Consider the following 16,844-nt stretch of genomic DNA (forward strand, 5'->3'; position numbering starts at 1 on the left):
CTCCTGAGGAGGCCGGGTGAACCATCGGGAGGACGGTTAGGGCAGGACTTGTTTGAAAGGCTTGACCACCACGTGGTCATAGACGCCTGCCTTGACGTAAGGATCGGCGTCGGCCCAGGCTTGCGCCGCGGCCAGGGAGTCGAACTCGGCGACGATCAGGCTGCCGGTGAACCCTGCAGTGCCTGGATCATTGCTGTCGACCGCCGGGTTGGGCCCGGCAAGCACGATGCGGCCTTCGGCTTTCAATGCGTTCAGGCGCTCCAGGTGCGCAGGGCGCGCTTCCAGGCGTTTCTCCAGCGAGTTGGCGACGTCCGTTGCTACGATTGCGTAGAGCATTTCAGTCCTCTGTCTTTTTTGTTGATGGCTGGGTCGATGCGTCGGCATCGTGGATGTGACGGGCCAGGAAAATGCCTTGGCCGATCAGGAAGATCAGGGTCATGCCCAGGCTGCCGAAGACTTTGAAGTCAACCCAGAAGTCCTGGTATGTGAATGCCACGTACAGGTTGGCGGCACCGCAGAACAGGAAGAACACGATCCAGGCGATGTTCAGCTTGACCCAGATCGGCTGAGGCAACGTCAGTGCGTGCCCCATGATGCGCTGGATCAGCAGGCGATCGCCGATGAAATGGCTGCCGGCGAAGATCAGCGCAAATAGCCAGTTGACCACCGGGGCTTTCCATTTGAGGAACGTTTCGCTGTGGAACGCCAGCGTCAGGCTCCCGAACACCAGGCAGGCGATCAACGTCAGCCACTGGCTTTTTTCAAGTGTGCCCTGCCGGATATAAAGGATGCCGTAGACCACGATGGAACTGGCGATCAACATCGCGGTGGCGCTGAAAATCCCGCCTACCATGAAGGTGTGCCCCAGAATGTCGACGGCCTGAGGACTGATTTTGTAGACGATGAAAAACAGGATTAGCGGGATGAAGTCGATGAATTGTTTCACAGTAAGAGCCAGAAGCTGGATGTGACGGCATAATAACAAACATCAATGACTGCGAAAGCGCCCCTATGAATGTCGATCTGCACTGCCACAGTACCGCCTCCGATGGTGCGCTTGCGCCCGCGGCACTTGTCGCGCGTGCTTACGAGAACGGCGTTCGGGTGCTGGCGCTGACCGACCACGACACCATCGAAGGCCTTGACGAGGCCCGCGCGGCGGCGGTTGCGCTGGATATGCAACTGGTCAATGGCATCGAGCTGTCATGCACCTGGGGCGGTGCCACCATTCATATTCTGGGGTATGGCTTCGATGTCGATGCCCGGCCGTTGCTCGACGCCATTGAGCAATTGCACACCGGGCGCTGGTTGCGCGCTGAAGAAATTAGTCGCAAATTGGCGATGAAAGGTATGCCCGGCGCGCTGGAAGGCGCTCGCGCGGTCCAGCAGGCACTCGGCGACAGCGGCAATGCACCGGCGCGGCCGCACTTCGCGGACTTTCTTGTCAATGAAGGTTTCGTAAAAGACCGCGCCGAGGCGTTCCGGAAATGGCTCGGCGCAGGCAAGCTTGGCGACGTCAAGCAGCACTGGCCAACGCTGGAGGATACCGTCGCTACGCTACGGGCCGCAGGCGCCTGGATCAGCCTGGCGCACCCATGGCATTACGACTTCACCCGCAGCAAACGCCGCAAGCTGGTCGCCGACTTCATTCAGGCCGGCGGCCATGCAATGGAGGTGGTCAATGGCCTGCAGCCTGCCGATCAGGTCGGCAGCCTTGCCATTCTGGCCCGTGAATTCGGTCTGCTGGTCAGCGCCGGCAGTGATTTCCATGCGCCTGGCGCCTGGTCCGAAATTGGTGTCTATCGCCCGTTGCCTGAGGATCTGCCGCCACTTTGGGGGCGATTCAAACATGACCAGCCTACTGCCGTCTGAACAGGAAGATACCGTGAGTCAATTTTTCCAGGTCCATCCGGAGAACCCGCAGTCGCGTCTGATCAAGCAGGCGGTCGAGATTATCAGGGCCGGCGGGCTGGTGGTTTACCCGACCGATTCGTCCTATGCCCTGGGGTGCCGGATGGAGGACAAGACCGCGGTCGACCGCATTCGCCGCCTTCGTCAGCTCGATGACAAGCACAACTTCACCCTGATGTGCTGCGACCTGTCGCAACTGGGCACGTTCGCCAAAGTCGACACCGCCGCGTTCCGCTTGCTCAAGGCCCATACACCGGGCCCGTACACATTTATCCTAGGGGCGACCCGCGATGTGCCGCGACTGGTGCTGCATCCCAAGCGCCGTACCATCGGCTTGCGGGTGCCGGAGCATCCGATCGCTCAGGCGCTGCTGCGCGAGCTTGGCGAGCCGCTGATGAGTGTCAGCCTGATCCTGCCGGGGGAAACCCTCCCGATGAGCGATCCCCACGAAATGCGTGACGTGCTCGAGCATCAGGTCGACCTGATCATTGACGGCGGCGAGGGCGGAATATCGGCGTCCACCGTGATCAATCTGGCCGAAGGTGACCCGCAAGTGGTCCGTGTGGGCTGTGGCGACCCGACGCCGTTCGGGGTCGAAGTCGAGTGACCGACGTCGAAACGCCTGGCGTGGCGTTGCTCGACCCGCAAGCCGATGCGCAGCAGGAGCTGCCCTTCGCGATGGTCTACGGTCAGGCCGTCACGCAGATGCCGCTTGACCTGTACATTCCCCCGGATGCGCTGGAAGTCTTTCTCGAAGCCTTTGAAGGTCCGCTCGACCTTCTGCTGTACCTGATTCGTAAACAGAACATCAATATCCTCGACATTCCGGTGGCGGAAATCACCCGTCAGTACATGGGCTACGTCGAACTGATGAAGACCGTGCGCCTGGAGCTCGCGGCAGAATACCTGGTGATGGCCGCGATGCTTGCCGAGATCAAGTCGCGCATGCTGCTGCCTCGCTCGGAATCGGTCGAAGAGGAAGAGGACGATCCGCGCGCCGAGCTGATTCGTCGCTTGCAGGAGTACGAGCGTTTCAAGGCCGCCGCTGAAGGCATCGACGGATTGTCCCGCGTTGGCCGCGATGTCGTGGTGCCGAAGCTCGATGCGCCGGAAGCGCGGGCGCGCAAGTTGTTGCCCGACGTCGCGCTGGAAGAGTTGTTGATGTCCATGGCCGAGGTATTGCGCCGTGGCGACATGTTTGAAAGCCATCAGGTCAGCCGGGAGGCGCTCTCGACCCGCGAGCGCATGAGCGATGTGCTGGAGCGTCTGAAAGGCGCCGGATTCGTGCCCTTTGCCGAGCTGTTCACGGCCGAGGAGGGGCGTCTGGGTGTGGTCGTGACCTTCATGGCCATCCTGGAGCTGGTCAAGGAGCAACTGGTCGAGCTGGTGCAGAACGAGCCATTCGCTGTCATTCATGTGCGCGCACGAGCCGAATAAAGAGCAAGAGCTGATCGATGAACCTGAACGAACCCCGCGAACTCGCGCCGCTGCTCGAAGCCTTCCTGCTGGCCTCGGGAAAACCCCAATCGCTCGATCGATTGTACGAGCTGTTCGAGGAGGGCGAGCGTCCCGAGCCCGCCGTCTTCAAAAAAGCCCTGACGTTGCTGAGCAAATCCTGCGACAACCGGGCTTTCGAGTTGAAGGAGGTCGCTTCGGGTTATCGCCTGCAGATTCGCGAAAAATTTGCGCCATGGGTCGGTCGCCTGTGGGAGGAGCGCCCGCAGCGTTATTCCCGTGCATTACTCGAAACCATGGCCTTGATTGCCTATCGTCAACCCATCACGCGCGGCGAAATCGAAGACGTGCGGGGCGTGGCGGTCAACAGCAACATCGTCAAGACCTTGCTTGAACGTGAATGGATCAGGATCGTCGGTTACCGCGACGTGCCGGGCAAACCCGCGATGTTCGCCACCACCAAGGCGTTCCTCGATCATTTCAACCTGAAAAATCTCGATGAGTTGCCGCCCCTGGCCGACCTTCGCGAGATGGAAGCCGAGCCGATTCTGGACTTCGACGACGCCCCGGTGCCCGCGCATTTGCAGGCACTGGCCGATGCCAGTCTGGAAGCGGACCCCGACGTCGAGCCGGAACCGCCGCGTGACGAAACCAGTTTCCGCAGTCTGCTGGCGGAACTCGACACCATGGAACAGGGCCTGAAAACCGATTTCGACGATTTATTGCTCGATGAGGGCGATACAGAGTCTGAATTGGAAGACGAGCCGACGGACGACGAAGATCCGCAGTGACAGGCTGTTGGCGTTATAGCTGCCATTAGATCCTGGTGCTGAAACACGCTTCTGCAGGCGCCGGCTTGCTGGCGATTGCGACGTGTCATTCAACGCTTGTTTCACTGATCAATGGATATCGCCAGCAAGCCGGCTCCTACATTCAGATCATCAGTCAGGCCCAAGCCCATGAGCACCAAAGACCCCTGCATCAGCGTCTGCAAGTTCGACGACGACATCTGTATCGGTTGCGGGCGAAGCAAGCGTGAGATCAAGTCGTGGAAGAAGATGGACAAGGACGAAAAACGCTCGGTCCTGGCCGAGTCGGCCATGAGGTTGATCACGCTCAAGGCGTCCGGTCGGCGGAAAAAGAAATAGGTCCGGCGTTGCCTTCCGGTTTTTCGTCTAGTCTCTGATGCGCAATGCGCGCCATGAGCGTATGATTCGCGACCTTTTGGCGATCCACACGCGCCACAGGTTTTCAGTTTTCAGCCCTTCTGGTCCGGAGAGTCTCTCTTGCCCAGACGCAGGGCAACAGGTCGTGCCCACTCGCGCGCCCTGATTCGACACACCGGGAGGTGCCCAGATGAGTGAACAAGACAAGCAGGACAAAGAGATCGGCCCAGCAGGCGAAAAACTGCAGAAGGTCCTCGCACGCATTGGCGTCGGCTCTCGCCGTGACGTCGAGGCCTGGATCGGCGAAGGCCGCATCAAGGTCAACGGCGTTCAGGCAAGCCTGGGTCAGCGCGTCGATCTGCATGACGCCATCACCGTTGACGGTCGCGTGATCCGTCGCGAAGAAGCGGCCGAAACCGTTCGCCGCGTCATCATGTACAACAAGCCCGACGGCGAAATCTGCACCCGTGACGACCCAGAAGGCCGTCCGACCGTGTTTGATCGGCTGCCGCGCCCGAAGGAAGGCCGCTGGATCAATATCGGTCGTCTGGACATCAATACCACCGGGTTGCTGATGTTCACCACCGACGGCGAACTGGCCAACCGTCTGATGCACCCCTCGTTCGAAATGGACCGCGAATACGCCGTTCGGGTGCGGGGTGAAGTCGACGACGACATGCTGCTGCGCCTGAAGAACGGTGTGATTCTGGAAGACGGTCCTGCGCGTTTCACCGACATCCAGCAAGCGCCGGGCGGTGAAGGTTTCAACCATTGGTACCACTGCGTGGTGATGGAAGGCCGTAACCGCGAAGTCCGTCGCCTGTGGGAATCCCAGGGGCTGGTGGTCAGCCGTCTGAAGCGCGTGCGCTTCGGTCCGGTGTTCCTCAATTCCGACCTGCCGATGGGTCGCTGGCGCGAAATGAGTCAGCAGGAAGTCGACATCCTCAGCGCCGAGGTGGGCCTGAAACCGGTCGCAATGCCGCAGATGAACGCCAAGACCAAGGACAAGCTGGAGCGTCTTCAGCGCCAGTCTTCGCGTCCATTGGGCAAAGGCGAACGCGTGCGTCAGTTGCGTCCGGCCAAGGACGCCGCGCCAGTCGAGCGAGCGCCTCGCGAGCCGCGCATGGCCGACGGCGAGCGCCCGGCGCGCAAGCCGGCCGAAGGTGGTCGTCCGGCTCGCACGCCACGTCCTGCCGCTGGCGGTCGTAGTGACAGCCGTGGTGAACCGCGTGGCGACAGCAGCCGCGGCACGCCAGTGGCCGAACGTCCGAGCGACATGAACAAGCGCCCGGCCAAACCGAAGGCTTCGCGTCCCGGCATCAAGCTGGTCGATGACAAAAGCCCGTCGGGCAAGCGCCGTGGACCGCCAGCCGGTTCCGGTCAGCGCCCGGGCTTCGGTCGTCGCAAGCCTGAGTGATTGCGGTGTGAACTGAAAACGCCAGTCGAAAGACTGGCGTTTTTGTTTCTGTCGCAAAGGGCCTGTTGGAGTGAGCGTGTCCGCGCTACCTGCGCACGCCTGGCGAGCGAGGGCGATGCCTAAACATTCAGGTTGAACGCCCCGTCAAACACCACGCGTTTATCCACGCTCAGCGTTCCGCTGTCGAAGATCAGGTCCAGATGATGGCTGCCTTTTGCGCCGCCGCCGAGGCCCAGATGAAGGCCGCAGTGACGTTCTTCGAACCCGGCGTTGCGTGCGTACAGCCGGGTCACGCCTTCGTTGGTGCCGATGCCCAGCTCCTCCACTCGCCGGTTGGACGGGTTGGCGTCCAGGTATTTGTTGAAATCTATTTCCAGTCCCGGCACCTCGGTCTCGACGCGAGTGATGGTGGAGTTTTCGATCCACAGCTCCAGCGGTGATTCGATCACCCCGTATTTGCGCGCGAACGGGATCGTGCTGAGAAAGGTGCCGACGAATTTAACGTGGCCGTTGATCGAGTCGCTGTGGGTGGCGATTTCACCCGGCGCCAGGTCGTAGTTGCCGACCCCGTTGATGTTGGTCCATTTCTTCAATTCACGCAGCGGCGCTTCGAAGTACGAACCCTGTTCATCGCTGAAGCTCAGCGTTTCGCCCTGATTCATGCGCTCGATCAGGGCCGCGTTCAACTGTGCGATGCGCTCGGGTTTTACACTGAAGGTGTCGTAGAAATAGCGGCCATAATCCTTGAACAACAGGGATTTCTTCCATTGATCCGACATCACCGTCTGCAACGAGCGAATGAAGGCCGGGCCTTCGGCGCTGGGATGGGGCAGGGTCGAGGCATCGTAGAACAGCACGTAGAGGTCGGCGTCGGTAATGGCCTGGGCCAACTCATCCATAGGGGATGTATCAAGCCCCATCGTGCTGAAGCGGAAGGTATCGCGGGCGGTGGGGCTTTCGACGATGTTGCCGACTATTGCTGTGTAATCTCCGGTGTGGGCCAGCAACACCTTGGGTGAGGACATCCCGTTGATTGCCGGATGGTGTCGCAAGTAATAAAGAAAGTGCTCGATGGCGCTGCTCTGTTCCGTCATGGGGGCGCTCCGCTGCAAATGCTGAAAACAAAAAGGGCGAACGCGTCAGACGCGTTCGCCCTCTGTCTGCCTTAGAACGGCCACATCGCGGTGCCAAACGCCACCACGGCGTCGGCTTGCATCATCTCCACGGCGGCGTCATGAGTCGGTGCTTCAAACCAGTCGTCCAGTTGCAGTTCTTCTTCCAGAGTTTGTTCCACTGATTGCATAGGTGAATCTCCTGGGGAATGACGTACTTGCCGAATGCGACGAGGACATCTGGCCGGCGCCTTTGACGGCCTCGTCATGGAAGCACACTGACCTTCTTGGCCAGCAGCGATGAAAAAACTAGTTCAATAGTCTGACTGTTGCAAAAGAAAATTCAGGCTTGAAATACTGGCAATCTGCCTGAAAAACAAAAAGTTGCAGGAAAAACAACGCCACAACTGAAGCGTTTCCGCTGAATTATTTTTACGACGGAATTGTGTCGGTTTTCATGAATTTTCCGCGCAGTTCAAATGCAAAATAGTCTGACCTTTATCCGGGATCCTTGTATTTGCCGGGGCATAACCCTGACCGAGCGCACAGCTTTTCTCGGCCAACTGCAACCTTGCCGGTGTACAATGCGCCGCGTTTTTTCTGTGATTCATCGGCGTATGGACGCCACAAACATTCGGGGTTACCCACTCCGTTTCATTCCGCCGCGTCATGAGCGCGTCGGGTTCGATTCCGTCACAGACAAGAACAAGAAGGTGACTATCCAATGAGTGAACACATGTCCCATTCGGGTGACTTGAAACGTGGTCTTAAAAACCGTCACATCCAGCTGATCGCCTTGGGCGGCGCCATCGGCACAGGATTGTTCCTGGGATCGGCGGGCGTTCTCAAATCGGCGGGCCCGTCGATGATTCTCGGTTATGCCCTGTGCGGCTTCATCGCCTTCATGATCATGCGCCAGTTGGGCGAGATGATTGTCGAAGAGCCGGTTGCCGGGTCGTTCAGTCATTTTGCACACAAGTATTGGGGCGGTTTCGCAGGCTTTCTGTCCGGCTGGAACTGCTGGGTGCTGTACATTCTGGTGGGCATGTCCGAGCTGACGGCCGTCGGCAAATACGTGCAGTACTGGTGGCCGGAGATTCCGGCCTGGGCGTCGGCCGCCGTGTTCTTCGTGATGATCAACGTCATCAACCTGGCCAACGTCAAAGTCTTTGGCGAGGCAGAGTTCTGGTTCGCGATCATCAAGGTCGTGGCCATTCTGGGCATGATCGCGCTGGGCAGTTACATGCTGGTCAGCGGCAGCGGCGGCCCACACGCGTCCGTCAGCAACCTGTGGGACCATGGCGGGTTTTTCCCCAATGGCGTGAGCGGTCTGGTGATGGCCCTGGCGTTCATCATGTTCTCGTTCGGCGGTCTGGAAATGCTGGGCTTCACCGCAGCCGAAGCCGATCAACCGCGCACCGTGATCCCCAAAGCCATCAATCAGGTGATCTACCGCATCCTGATTTTCTACATCGGGTCGTTGGTGGTCCTGCTGTCGTTGACGCCATGGGACGCCTTGCTGGTTGACCTGAACGCATCCGGCGATGCCTACAGCGGCAGTCCGTTCGTGCATGTGTTCTCGATGCTGGGCAGCACGACAGCGGCCCATATTCTTAACTTCGTGGTGCTGACGGCCGCGCTGTCGGTCTACAACAGTGGTACGTACTGCAACGCGCGGATGCTGTTCGGCATGGCCGAGCAGGGCGATGCGCCGCAGTCGCTGGCGCGGGTCGACGGTCGTGGCGTGCCGGTGCGGGCGATTCTGGTGTCGGCGGCAGTGACATTGATTGCGGTGTTGCTCAACTACCTGATCCCGCAGAATGCGCTGGAACTGTTGATGTCGCTGGTGGTTGCGACCCTGGTGATCAACTGGGCGATGATCAGTTACTCGCACCTGAAATTCCGCCAGCACCTGGCCCGGAAGGACCGGCAGCCGTTGTTCAAGGCCCTCTGGTATCCGTTTGGCAACTACCTGTGCCTGGCGTTTGTCGTGCTCATTCTGGGGATCATGCTGATGATTCCGGGCATTCAGGTGTCTGTGTATGCAATCCCGGTGTGGCTGGTGGTCATGTGGGTGTTCTACGTGATCAAGAACAAGCGCCATGCCGATGGTGAGTCGATGGCGCAGCGTACGTCGATTATCAAATAAACGCCGAAACGGCGGCTTTATGTAGGAGCGCGCTTGCCCGCGATTGCCATCTATCCATCACCTCTTCGGTGGCTGATACCCTGCGATCGCGGGCAAGCGCGCTCCTGCAAGGTTTTCATTCCCTTCACGAGCTGCGATGTCCCATGCTGATCATTTCCAACAACGTGCATCTGCCGGACAGCGAAGTCGAGCTGACGGCCATTCGTGCGCAAGGCGCGGGCGGTCAGAACGTCAACAAGGTGTCCAGTGCGGTGCACCTGCGGTTCGACATCCAGGCGTCGTCCTTGCCGCCGTTTTACAAGGAACGGCTGCTGGCGCTGCGGGACAGTCGGATCACCAGCGACGGCGTGATCATCATCAAGGCCCAGCAATACCGTACCCAGGAACAGAATCGCGCGGACGCGCTGGAGCGGCTGAGCGAATTGATCGTCAGCGCGGCGAAGGTCGAGAAAAAGCGTCGGCCCACCAAACCGACGCTGGGGTCAAAGACTCGCAGGCTTGAGTCCAAATCCAAACGCGGGTCGATCAAGGCGGGGCGGGGGAAAGTGGATTTTTGAGGGCACGACAGGGCTCTCACTGCTGAAGGCGTGGAAGCCCTGTATCCGTCAGACCGGCGCCGCTTTGTCTCGTATCACCTTGCCCTGCCTATACAGGTAAACGCTCAGCGCCAGCCCGCCCAGCGAAGCCAGTGCCGCAAACAGAAAGATCGACGAGAAACCGAAACCGGCGGCCACGGCGCCCGCCACCGGACCGGTAATCCCGAGCGACAAGTCGATGAACAGCGAGTACGCGCCCACTGCCGCGCCCCGGCTGGCGGCGGGCACCAGATTCACCGCCTCGACACCCAGTGCTGGAAACACCAGCGAGAAGCCAAAGCCGGTCAGCGCAGCGCCTGCCAGCGCCAGATCGGGATTGGGTGCCAGCCACAACAGCAGTAAACCCAGCGCCTCAACCGACAGACAGGCAATCGCCACGCGGAAACCGCCGATGCGGTTGATCATGTTGCCGAACAGCAGTCGCGCGCCGATGAAGCAGGCGCCAAACAGGCTCAGGCACAGCACCGCATTCGGCCAGGTGTGGCTCGCGTAATACAGCGTGATGAACGTCGCGATGGTGCCGAAGCCGATCGACCCCAGCGCCAGGCCCGTGCCATGCGGCAGCACCAGACCGAGCACATGCAGAAACGGCATGCGCTCGCCGTGTACGATCGGCGCGGGTGTCTTTTTCCACGCCAGCGAAATCCCCAGGGCCGCCAGGAGCATGATGCTCACGCCCATGCTCCACAGGCCCATGGCATTGACCAGCAACACGCCCAGCGGCGCGCCGATGGCCAATGCGCCGTAGCTGGCAATGCCGTTCCAGGAAATCACCTTGGCGGTGTTGGCGGCGCCCACGCGGCCAATCCCCCAGCCGATCGAACCCGAACCCACCAGGCTCTCGGCGCTACCCAGCACCAGCCGACCGATGAACAGGCTGATCAGGCTCGCCAATGGCCAGGCATCGAGCCATCCGGCCAGCAGCATGAACACGCCGCTCAACCCGCAGCCGAACAAACCAATGATGACGGCCTTTTTCGGGCCGCGCGTGTCGATGATGCGCCCGGCATACGGGCGGCTGAGCAGCGTCGCGAGGTACTGAACACTGATCACGAGACCGGCAGCAACGGCGCCGAACCCGAGGTCGGTGTGGACATAACCTGGCAGTACGGCCAGCGGAATGCCGATGTTCAGGTAACCGATGAACGTGAACAGAACAATGGAAACGACCTGAAGCGTGACGGCCATAGGACGGGGTGTAGCGGCGCTTGAAGCGTCTGGCATGGGCAACAAATCCACGATTACGACAGGGAGGTACAACGAGGGCAGAAACAGAGTGAAGCGTAGACGCTCGAAAGCCAAGCGGTGCCACACCTGATTTAACGAGGCCTGCTGTCTGACAGCAGATGAGGGCATCGTTCAGGGCAGCAGAAGGTTGAAACCTGACGCGGGGGGCCGAGACCGGCTCTTATGATTATTCGGCGGCGGGTGCCACGAGCTGTGTCGTGACCAGGGCTGCGAGCGCGTTTTCCTGAGTGCCGAAGCGGGCCAGCAATACGCTCTGTTTTTCCGGGCTCAGACGTGCCCAGATTTCAATCATCTTCTCGGCTGTGCCGATCAAGGCCTGGGCCTGTGTTTCAGTGAATTTGGTCATTGGGTCATCTCAAAGCAATCAGCCCTTATGGAAGTACGCCTCGAAGACGCTCTTGCATAGGGGCTGAAATTAGCCTTTAGCGTCGGCTTTGGGCTTTCTTGCTGTCACCACTTTTCCCGCTGGTTTTCATCTCGATCGGCTGACCAAGTTCCTGACGGGCTGCTGCGCTTTGCTGGTTTTGGCTTGGGAAGGGGAAGTTTGGGATTTCATGCATAGCGTCGCTCCTCACAAGTTTTGTTGCTGCTGGTTTGAACAGCGCGTCCAAAAAACGCTCAGGGAGGATACAGCACACCACATGACAAACAGACTTTTAATGCTGGCCGTTGGTCATGTAGTGGCGAATGGTTGCTACCACCAAACGGACAGAACCCCCTCACGGATTGACGCTGGAACCTGCCTCCAGACCTCAGGCCTGTGGGAGTGAGCTTGCTCGCGAATGCAGTGGTTCAGCAACATCCACAGTGACTGACACACCGCTTTCGCTGCCCTCGTAACCTCGGACGTCTCCCACAGCGTCCGGGTGAGACACGGACCTGCGTCCAGACCTCAGACCTGTGGGAGCCGGCTTGCTGGCGAATGCGGCGGGTCAGCAACATCAGCAGTGACTGACACACCGCATTCGTCCGAATGGCGGCCCGTACCCTCGTATCCTCGGACGTCTCCTACAGGGAACGCGCCAATCCGCAAATCGGCGCGCTTCTGCATGGAGTCAATGATCAGTCCTTGCAGACGGCAGCAAACGCCGCTGCCAGTGCATCCAGCCGCGTAGCGTCTATCCCTGCAACGTTCGCCCGGCCAGCGGCGACCATGTACACGCTGTGTTCCTTACGCAGGCGGGCGACTTGCTCGTCGTTCATGCCGGTGTAAGAGAACATGCCACGTTGTACGCCGATGTGGGCGAAGCGTTCGCCCAGGCCCAGCGGAGTCAGTGCTTCGACGAGGCCCTGGCGCAGTTGCGCGATGCGGCTGCGCATTTCTTCGACTTCGTCGGCCCACAAGGCTTTGAGTTCTGGATCGCCCAGGATCTCAGCGACGACGGCGGCGCCGTGGTCCGGCGGGTTGGACCACAGGTTGCGCGCGGTGGCCGACAATTGGCTGCGTACATCCATCAGTTTTTCGGCGCTGTCGGCACACACCAGCAACGCACCAGTGCGTTCACGGTACAGACCGAAGTTCTTCGAGCAGGAGCTGGTGATCAGCAATTCAGGCAATTCAGCGGCGAACAGGCGCACGGCCCAGGCGTCTTCCTGCAAGCCATCACCGAAACCCTGGTAGGCGAAATCAATCAGAGGCAGCAGGTTACGGCGCTTGACGATCTTCAACACTTCGCGCCAGTCATCGTGGCCGAGGTCGAAACCGGTCGGGTTATGGCAGCAGGCGTGCAGCAGCACGACGTCGCCTTCGGGCACGGTGTTCAGTGTTTCCAGCATGGCCGGAACATTGAGTTTGTTATCGCTGCCCACGTACGGGTAGTGATTGACCTTCAGGCCAGCTGCGGCGTAGATCGTTTCGTGAATCGGCCAGGTCGGGTCGCTGAGCCAGATGCTTTTGCCCGGAAGGCAGTTGGCGATGAAGTCCGCAGACAGGCGCAATGCGCCGGTGCCGCCCGGCGTCTGAGTCGCGCCGACGCGTTTGTCCTTGATCAGCGGCGAGTCGGCGCCCATCACCAGTTCACAGATCAACGTGCCGAACCGCGGTTCGCCGTGGCCGCCGATGTACGTTTTGGTCGGTTGCGAATCCACCAGACGCTGTTCGGCCAGCTTGACCGCGCGTGGGATGGTGGTCAGGCCTTGCGCGTCCTTGTACACGCCCACGCCCAGGTCGAACTTGTTCGGGTTCGGGTCGTTGGCATAGGCCTGGATCAAGCCCAGGATCGGATCGTCCGGTACACGCTGAATCTGTGAAAAATGCATTTACTTACGGCCCTCGGCGCCTTTGGCCACCTCGTCGGTGCGGGCGGCCATGATGAAGTCGTTGCGGTGCAGCCCTTTGATGGAATGGCTCCACCAGGTCACGGTCACTTTGCCCCACTCGGTCAGAAGACCGGGGTGATGACCTTCGGCTTCGGCAATTTCGCCGACCGCGTTGGTAAACGCCAGCGCAAATTTGAAATTCTTGAACAGAAAGACCTTCTCCAGTTGCATCACGCCGTCACGGACTTCGATGTTCCAGTCAGGGATCTGGCGCAGAAGCTCGGGTAGTTCGGCTTCGCTGACCTGAGGGGCGTCGGCGCGGCAGGCTTCGCAGTGGGCTTGGTTAAGGGATGTCATAAACGATGTCCTGTTCAGGCGGCTTTCGGTTTAGGGGGGAAGCGAGGGGCATGCAGCCCCAGCTGCATGGCAGTCTGGACCATGCCCATGATGTCCTCGTGGGCGAGATCGAACAGACGCTTGAGCCCTGGCAGCACGAAGTAGAGCGGCTGCAGAATATCGATGCGGTACGGTGTGCGCATTGCTTCGATCGGGTCGAAGGCCTGATGCGCAGGCGTACCGGACAAGCTGTACACGGTCTCCTTCGGCGAGGAGAGAATCCCTCCGCCATAGATCTTGCGCCCTTGCGCGGTTTCCACCAGACCAAACTCGATGGTCATCCAGTAAAGGCGGGCAAGGTACACGCGCTGCTCTTTGCTGGCTGCCAGCCCGAGCTTGCCGTAGGTGTGGGTAAATTCAGCAAACCAGGGGTTGGTCAGCAGCGGGCAGTGTCCGAAGACTTCATGAAAGATGTCGGGTTCTTGCAGGTAATCCAGTTCTTCTTCGGTGCGAATGAACGTGGCCACGGGAAATCGCTTGCTGGCCAGCAGTTCGAAGAACGTCTGGAAGGGGATCAGCGCGGGCACCCTGGCAACCTGCCAGCCGGTGGTGCCGTTCAGCACGCGATTGATTTCGCCCAGCTGAGGAATCCGCTCGTGAGGCAGGTTCAACTGCTCGATGCCGTCCAGGTATTCCTGACAGGCGCGGCCTTCGATCACTTTCAATTGGCGGGTGATCAGCGTGTTCCACACCGCATGCTCGGCCTCGGGGTAGTCGATAAACCCGACGGCATCCGGTTCTCGGGCGACGTACTGCGTGCTCATGCTGCTCTCCTGTATGGCTTGTTCTTGTCTGGAGCTTGTTACCTGGAGCGAGGCGGAGTGCCTGTCGCTATAGATAACGTTTTTCATGCCGTTTACGGCGGGCCGTAACCCGTCACGAGGTCAGAAAATGGCTCACTCTTGTAAAGAAATCCTGACAGCTGCGTCGTTAACGTCTGAAATCTGCAGTCTTTCAGCTCATGAACGGCTTGCGCCGTAACGTATTCTTGACGATAAACTTCGCCTTACCCCACAAAGTGTCGCCCGCTCAGAGAGTCGACTGCCCATGCGCATCAAAGTGCACTGCCAGAACCGCGTCGGAATCCTGCGCGATATTCTCGAATTGCTGGTTTCCTACGGCGTCAACGTCTCTGGCGGCGAGGTCGGCGGTGAACACGGCGATGCGATTTATCTGCGCTGCCCGAATCTGATCAATCTTCAGTTCCAGGCGCTGGTGCCGAAGTTCGAAACCATTCCGGGTGTATTTGGCGTCAAGCGCGTAGGACTGATGCCGAGCGAGCGTCGGCATATGGAACTGAACGCGCTGCTCGGAGGGTTGGAGTTTCCCGTGTTGTCCATCGACATGTCAGGGTCGATCGTGGCGGCGAATCGCGCGGCGGCGCAGCTCCTGGGCGTGCGTGTGGATGAGGTGCCGGGGATTCCGCTCGCCCGCTATGCCGAAGATTTTGATCTCCCACAACTGGTGCGCACCAATCGTTCGCGCATCAATGGCCTGCGGGTGAAAGTGAAGGGCGGCGTCTTTCTCGCCGACATCGCGCCGCTTCAGTCCGAGCATGAAGACAGCGAAGCCATGGCTGGCGCGGTGCTCACCCTGCACCGTGCGGACCGCGTGGGTGAGCACATCTATAACGTGCGCAAGCAGGAGTTGCGCGGTTTCGACAGCATCTTCCAATGCTCGAAAATCATGGCTGCGGTGGTGCGCGAGGCGCGCCGCATGGCGCCGCTGGACGCGCCTCTCTTGATAGAGGGCGAAACGGGGACAGGTAAAGAGTTGCTGGCGCGCGCCTGTCATTTGGCCAGCCCGCGTGGGCAGTCGCCCATGATGGCGCTCAACTGCGCGGGCCTTTCCGAGTCGATGGCAGAAACCGAGCTGTTCGGTTACGGGCCGGGTGCCTTCGAAGGCGCACGGGCCGAGGGCAAACTCGGCCTGCTGGAGCTCACGTCGGGTGGAACATTGTTCCTCGATGGCGTCGCGGAAATGAGTGCGCGCTTGCAGGCGAAACTGTTGCGTTATCTGCAAGAGGGCTGCTTTCGCCGGGTCGGCAGCGACGAAGAGGTCTATCTGGACGTGCGGGTGATCTGCGCGACTCAGGTGGACCTGTCGCAGTTGTGCGCGCGCGGCGAGTTCCGGCAGGACCTTTACCACCGACTCAACGTGCTGTCGTTGCACATCCCGCCGTTGCGTGAATGCCTCGATGGGCTTGAGCCGTTGGTGCAGCATTTCCTCGATCAGGCGAGCCGGCAGATCGGATGTCCGCTGCCGACGATCGCCCCGGCCGCGATTGCCCGCCTCGGTCAATACCACTGGCCGGGCAACGTCCGTCAGCTGGAAAACGTGCTGTTTCAGGCGGTCTCGTTGTGCGACGGCGGGGTGGTCAAGGCCGAGCACATTCGTCTGCCGGATTATGGCGCGCCGAAACCGCTCGGAGACTTTTCGCTGGAGGGCGACCTGGAAGATATTATCGGGCGCTTTGAGAAAGCCGTACTTGAACAACTCCATCCAGCGTACCCGAGCAGTCGGTTATTGGGTAAACGACTGGGTGTTTCTCATACCACCATCGCCAACAAGTTGAAGCACTACGGTGTAGATAAACATTAAGTGCGCTTTTGCAATATTAACTACGCCCCGGCGAATACATTCGTCAGGGCGTTCATATAACAGAGGATTTATTATCCGTTGCTGCACCCGTTGCCCATGACCAGGTATTCCAGCACATGGCGCTTGCCTTGAGAGTCTTCGTACGTCATGTGCTGCGGTACGACGCTGCAGACGCTCGGCACTTCGTCTACGGAGATAACTTTGGCAATGTCCAGATGAGTCGAGTAGGTGTATTGCTCGACGGGTTGTGCTTGGCTGGAACTTTCACTCGGTCCGTCCTGCGCCATTGCCGCAGCGCTGAAACCACAAAGAGCCATTACAACCAGTGCAGCTTTCATTACAGGTTTCCTCTTGATCGCTTCATCAACCCTGCCAGACAGGAATTCCATTCGGCAGGGTGCACAGAACCCTTGTGGGGCTCTGCGTGAAGCCAGTTGTTTACGTGATGGGTGTGTTGATCGACAGGCCAGTGTGGGGGGCTGTTAGTTGTCAATCATTTGCCGTGTTGGCGAGATGAATTCTATGCGCCTGTTT

The 16,844-nt window shown here is 59.7% G+C and carries 19 protein-coding genes; 9 read left to right on the plus strand and 10 right to left on the minus strand.

Annotation, left to right across the window (positions count from 1 at the left end; genetic code table 11):
- Positions 1–36 precede the first annotated feature (36 nt).
- Both BMY73_RS11895 and BMY73_RS11900 read right to left on the minus strand, forming a co-directional pair.
- Positions 37–336 carry a YciI family protein gene (locus BMY73_RS11895; protein ID WP_062389265.1) on the minus strand — a complete coding sequence of 100 codons (300 nt, stop codon included), beginning with the start codon at positions 334–336 and terminating at the stop codon, positions 37–39.
- Position 337: 1 nt separating this feature from the next.
- Positions 338–946 carry a septation protein A gene (locus BMY73_RS11900; protein ID WP_062389270.1) on the minus strand — a complete coding sequence of 203 codons (609 nt, stop codon included), beginning with the start codon at positions 944–946 and terminating at the stop codon, positions 338–340.
- A 65-nt stretch (positions 947–1,011) separates the two neighbouring features.
- Here BMY73_RS11900 and BMY73_RS11905 point away from each other — a divergent pair, with 65 nt between their 5' ends.
- From BMY73_RS11905 to rluB, 6 genes are all read left to right on the plus strand, one after another.
- Entirely contained in the window at positions 1,012–1,872 is an 861-nt protein-coding gene (locus tag BMY73_RS11905) for a PHP domain-containing protein (RefSeq protein WP_062389274.1), read from the plus strand.
- A 13-nt stretch (positions 1,873–1,885) separates the two neighbouring features.
- The gene (locus BMY73_RS11910) at positions 1,886–2,518 is read left to right on the plus strand and encodes an L-threonylcarbamoyladenylate synthase (protein ID WP_092407365.1); all 633 of its coding nucleotides are present in this window, start codon (positions 1,886–1,888) and stop codon (positions 2,516–2,518) included.
- A gap of 131 nt (positions 2,519–2,649) precedes the next feature.
- Positions 2,650–3,348, plus strand: coding sequence for a segregation and condensation protein A (locus tag BMY73_RS11915; RefSeq protein WP_162770565.1), 699 nt, complete (start codon positions 2,650–2,652; stop codon positions 3,346–3,348).
- A 17-nt stretch (positions 3,349–3,365) separates the two neighbouring features.
- Complete coding sequence (gene scpB, locus BMY73_RS11920) at positions 3,366–4,157, plus strand: SMC-Scp complex subunit ScpB (RefSeq protein WP_092407251.1); 792 nt, start codon at positions 3,366–3,368, stop codon at positions 4,155–4,157.
- A 168-nt stretch (positions 4,158–4,325) separates the two neighbouring features.
- The gene (locus tag BMY73_RS11925) at positions 4,326–4,514 is read left to right on the plus strand and encodes a DUF1289 domain-containing protein (protein ID WP_062389289.1); all 189 of its coding nucleotides are present in this window, start codon (positions 4,326–4,328) and stop codon (positions 4,512–4,514) included.
- Positions 4,515–4,722: 208 nt separating this feature from the next.
- Positions 4,723–5,949, plus strand: coding sequence for a 23S rRNA pseudouridine(2605) synthase RluB (rluB, locus tag BMY73_RS11930; protein WP_092407255.1), 1,227 nt, complete (start codon positions 4,723–4,725; stop codon positions 5,947–5,949).
- Between the two features lie 119 nt (positions 5,950–6,068).
- Here rluB and BMY73_RS11935 read toward each other — a convergent pair whose 3' ends face one another.
- Positions 6,069–7,043 carry a M29 family metallopeptidase gene (locus BMY73_RS11935; protein ID WP_092407257.1) on the minus strand — a complete coding sequence of 325 codons (975 nt, stop codon included), beginning with the start codon at positions 7,041–7,043 and terminating at the stop codon, positions 6,069–6,071.
- Positions 7,044–7,114: 71 nt separating this feature from the next.
- Positions 7,115–7,252, minus strand: a complete 138-nt coding sequence (locus BMY73_RS28315; protein WP_062389297.1) for a hypothetical protein — start codon at positions 7,250–7,252, stop codon at positions 7,115–7,117.
- Between the two features lie 533 nt (positions 7,253–7,785).
- Here BMY73_RS28315 and BMY73_RS11940 point away from each other — a divergent pair.
- Both BMY73_RS11940 and arfB read left to right on the plus strand, forming a co-directional pair.
- Positions 7,786–9,210: an amino acid permease gene (locus BMY73_RS11940; protein WP_092407259.1), complete on the plus strand. Its 1,425-nt coding sequence runs from the start codon at positions 7,786–7,788 to the stop codon at positions 9,208–9,210.
- A 143-nt stretch (positions 9,211–9,353) separates the two neighbouring features.
- On the plus strand, positions 9,354–9,767 hold the full coding sequence (gene arfB, locus BMY73_RS11945; RefSeq protein ID WP_062389304.1) for an alternative ribosome rescue aminoacyl-tRNA hydrolase ArfB: 414 nt from the start codon (positions 9,354–9,356) through the stop codon (positions 9,765–9,767).
- A gap of 48 nt (positions 9,768–9,815) precedes the next feature.
- On the opposite strand, the gene BMY73_RS11950 is transcribed toward arfB, so the two are convergent.
- The 5 genes from BMY73_RS11950 to phhA form a co-directional block, all read right to left on the minus strand.
- Positions 9,816–11,030: an MFS transporter gene (locus tag BMY73_RS11950; protein WP_092407369.1), complete on the minus strand. Its 1,215-nt coding sequence runs from the start codon at positions 11,028–11,030 to the stop codon at positions 9,816–9,818.
- A 190-nt stretch (positions 11,031–11,220) separates the two neighbouring features.
- Positions 11,221–11,400 (minus strand): hypothetical protein, encoded by a 180-nt coding sequence (locus BMY73_RS11955; RefSeq protein WP_092407261.1) that lies wholly within the window; start codon positions 11,398–11,400, stop codon positions 11,221–11,223.
- A 716-nt stretch (positions 11,401–12,116) separates the two neighbouring features.
- On the minus strand, positions 12,117–13,313 hold the full coding sequence (locus BMY73_RS11960; RefSeq protein ID WP_092407263.1) for an amino acid aminotransferase: 1,197 nt from the start codon (positions 13,311–13,313) through the stop codon (positions 12,117–12,119).
- Complete coding sequence (locus tag BMY73_RS11965; protein WP_092407265.1) at positions 13,314–13,670, minus strand: 4a-hydroxytetrahydrobiopterin dehydratase; 357 nt, start codon at positions 13,668–13,670, stop codon at positions 13,314–13,316.
- 14 nt (positions 13,671–13,684) lie between these two features.
- A complete protein-coding gene (gene phhA, locus BMY73_RS11970) occupies positions 13,685–14,473 on the minus strand; it encodes a phenylalanine 4-monooxygenase (RefSeq protein ID WP_092407267.1) in 789 nt (262 codons plus the stop codon).
- A 283-nt stretch (positions 14,474–14,756) separates the two neighbouring features.
- Here phhA and BMY73_RS11975 point away from each other — a divergent pair, with 283 nt between their 5' ends.
- Positions 14,757–16,310 (plus strand): sigma-54-dependent transcriptional regulator, encoded by a 1,554-nt coding sequence (locus BMY73_RS11975; protein ID WP_092407269.1) that lies wholly within the window; start codon positions 14,757–14,759, stop codon positions 16,308–16,310.
- 71 nt (positions 16,311–16,381) lie between these two features.
- Here BMY73_RS11975 and BMY73_RS11980 read toward each other — a convergent pair whose 3' ends face one another.
- Positions 16,382–16,648 carry a DUF2790 domain-containing protein gene (locus tag BMY73_RS11980; protein WP_062389323.1) on the minus strand — a complete coding sequence of 89 codons (267 nt, stop codon included), beginning with the start codon at positions 16,646–16,648 and terminating at the stop codon, positions 16,382–16,384.
- Positions 16,649–16,844: the final 196 nt, after the last annotated feature.

The organism is Pseudomonas sp. NFACC02 (genome assembly GCF_900110765.1).
Lineage (GTDB): Bacteria > Pseudomonadota > Gammaproteobacteria > Pseudomonadales > Pseudomonadaceae > Aquipseudomonas.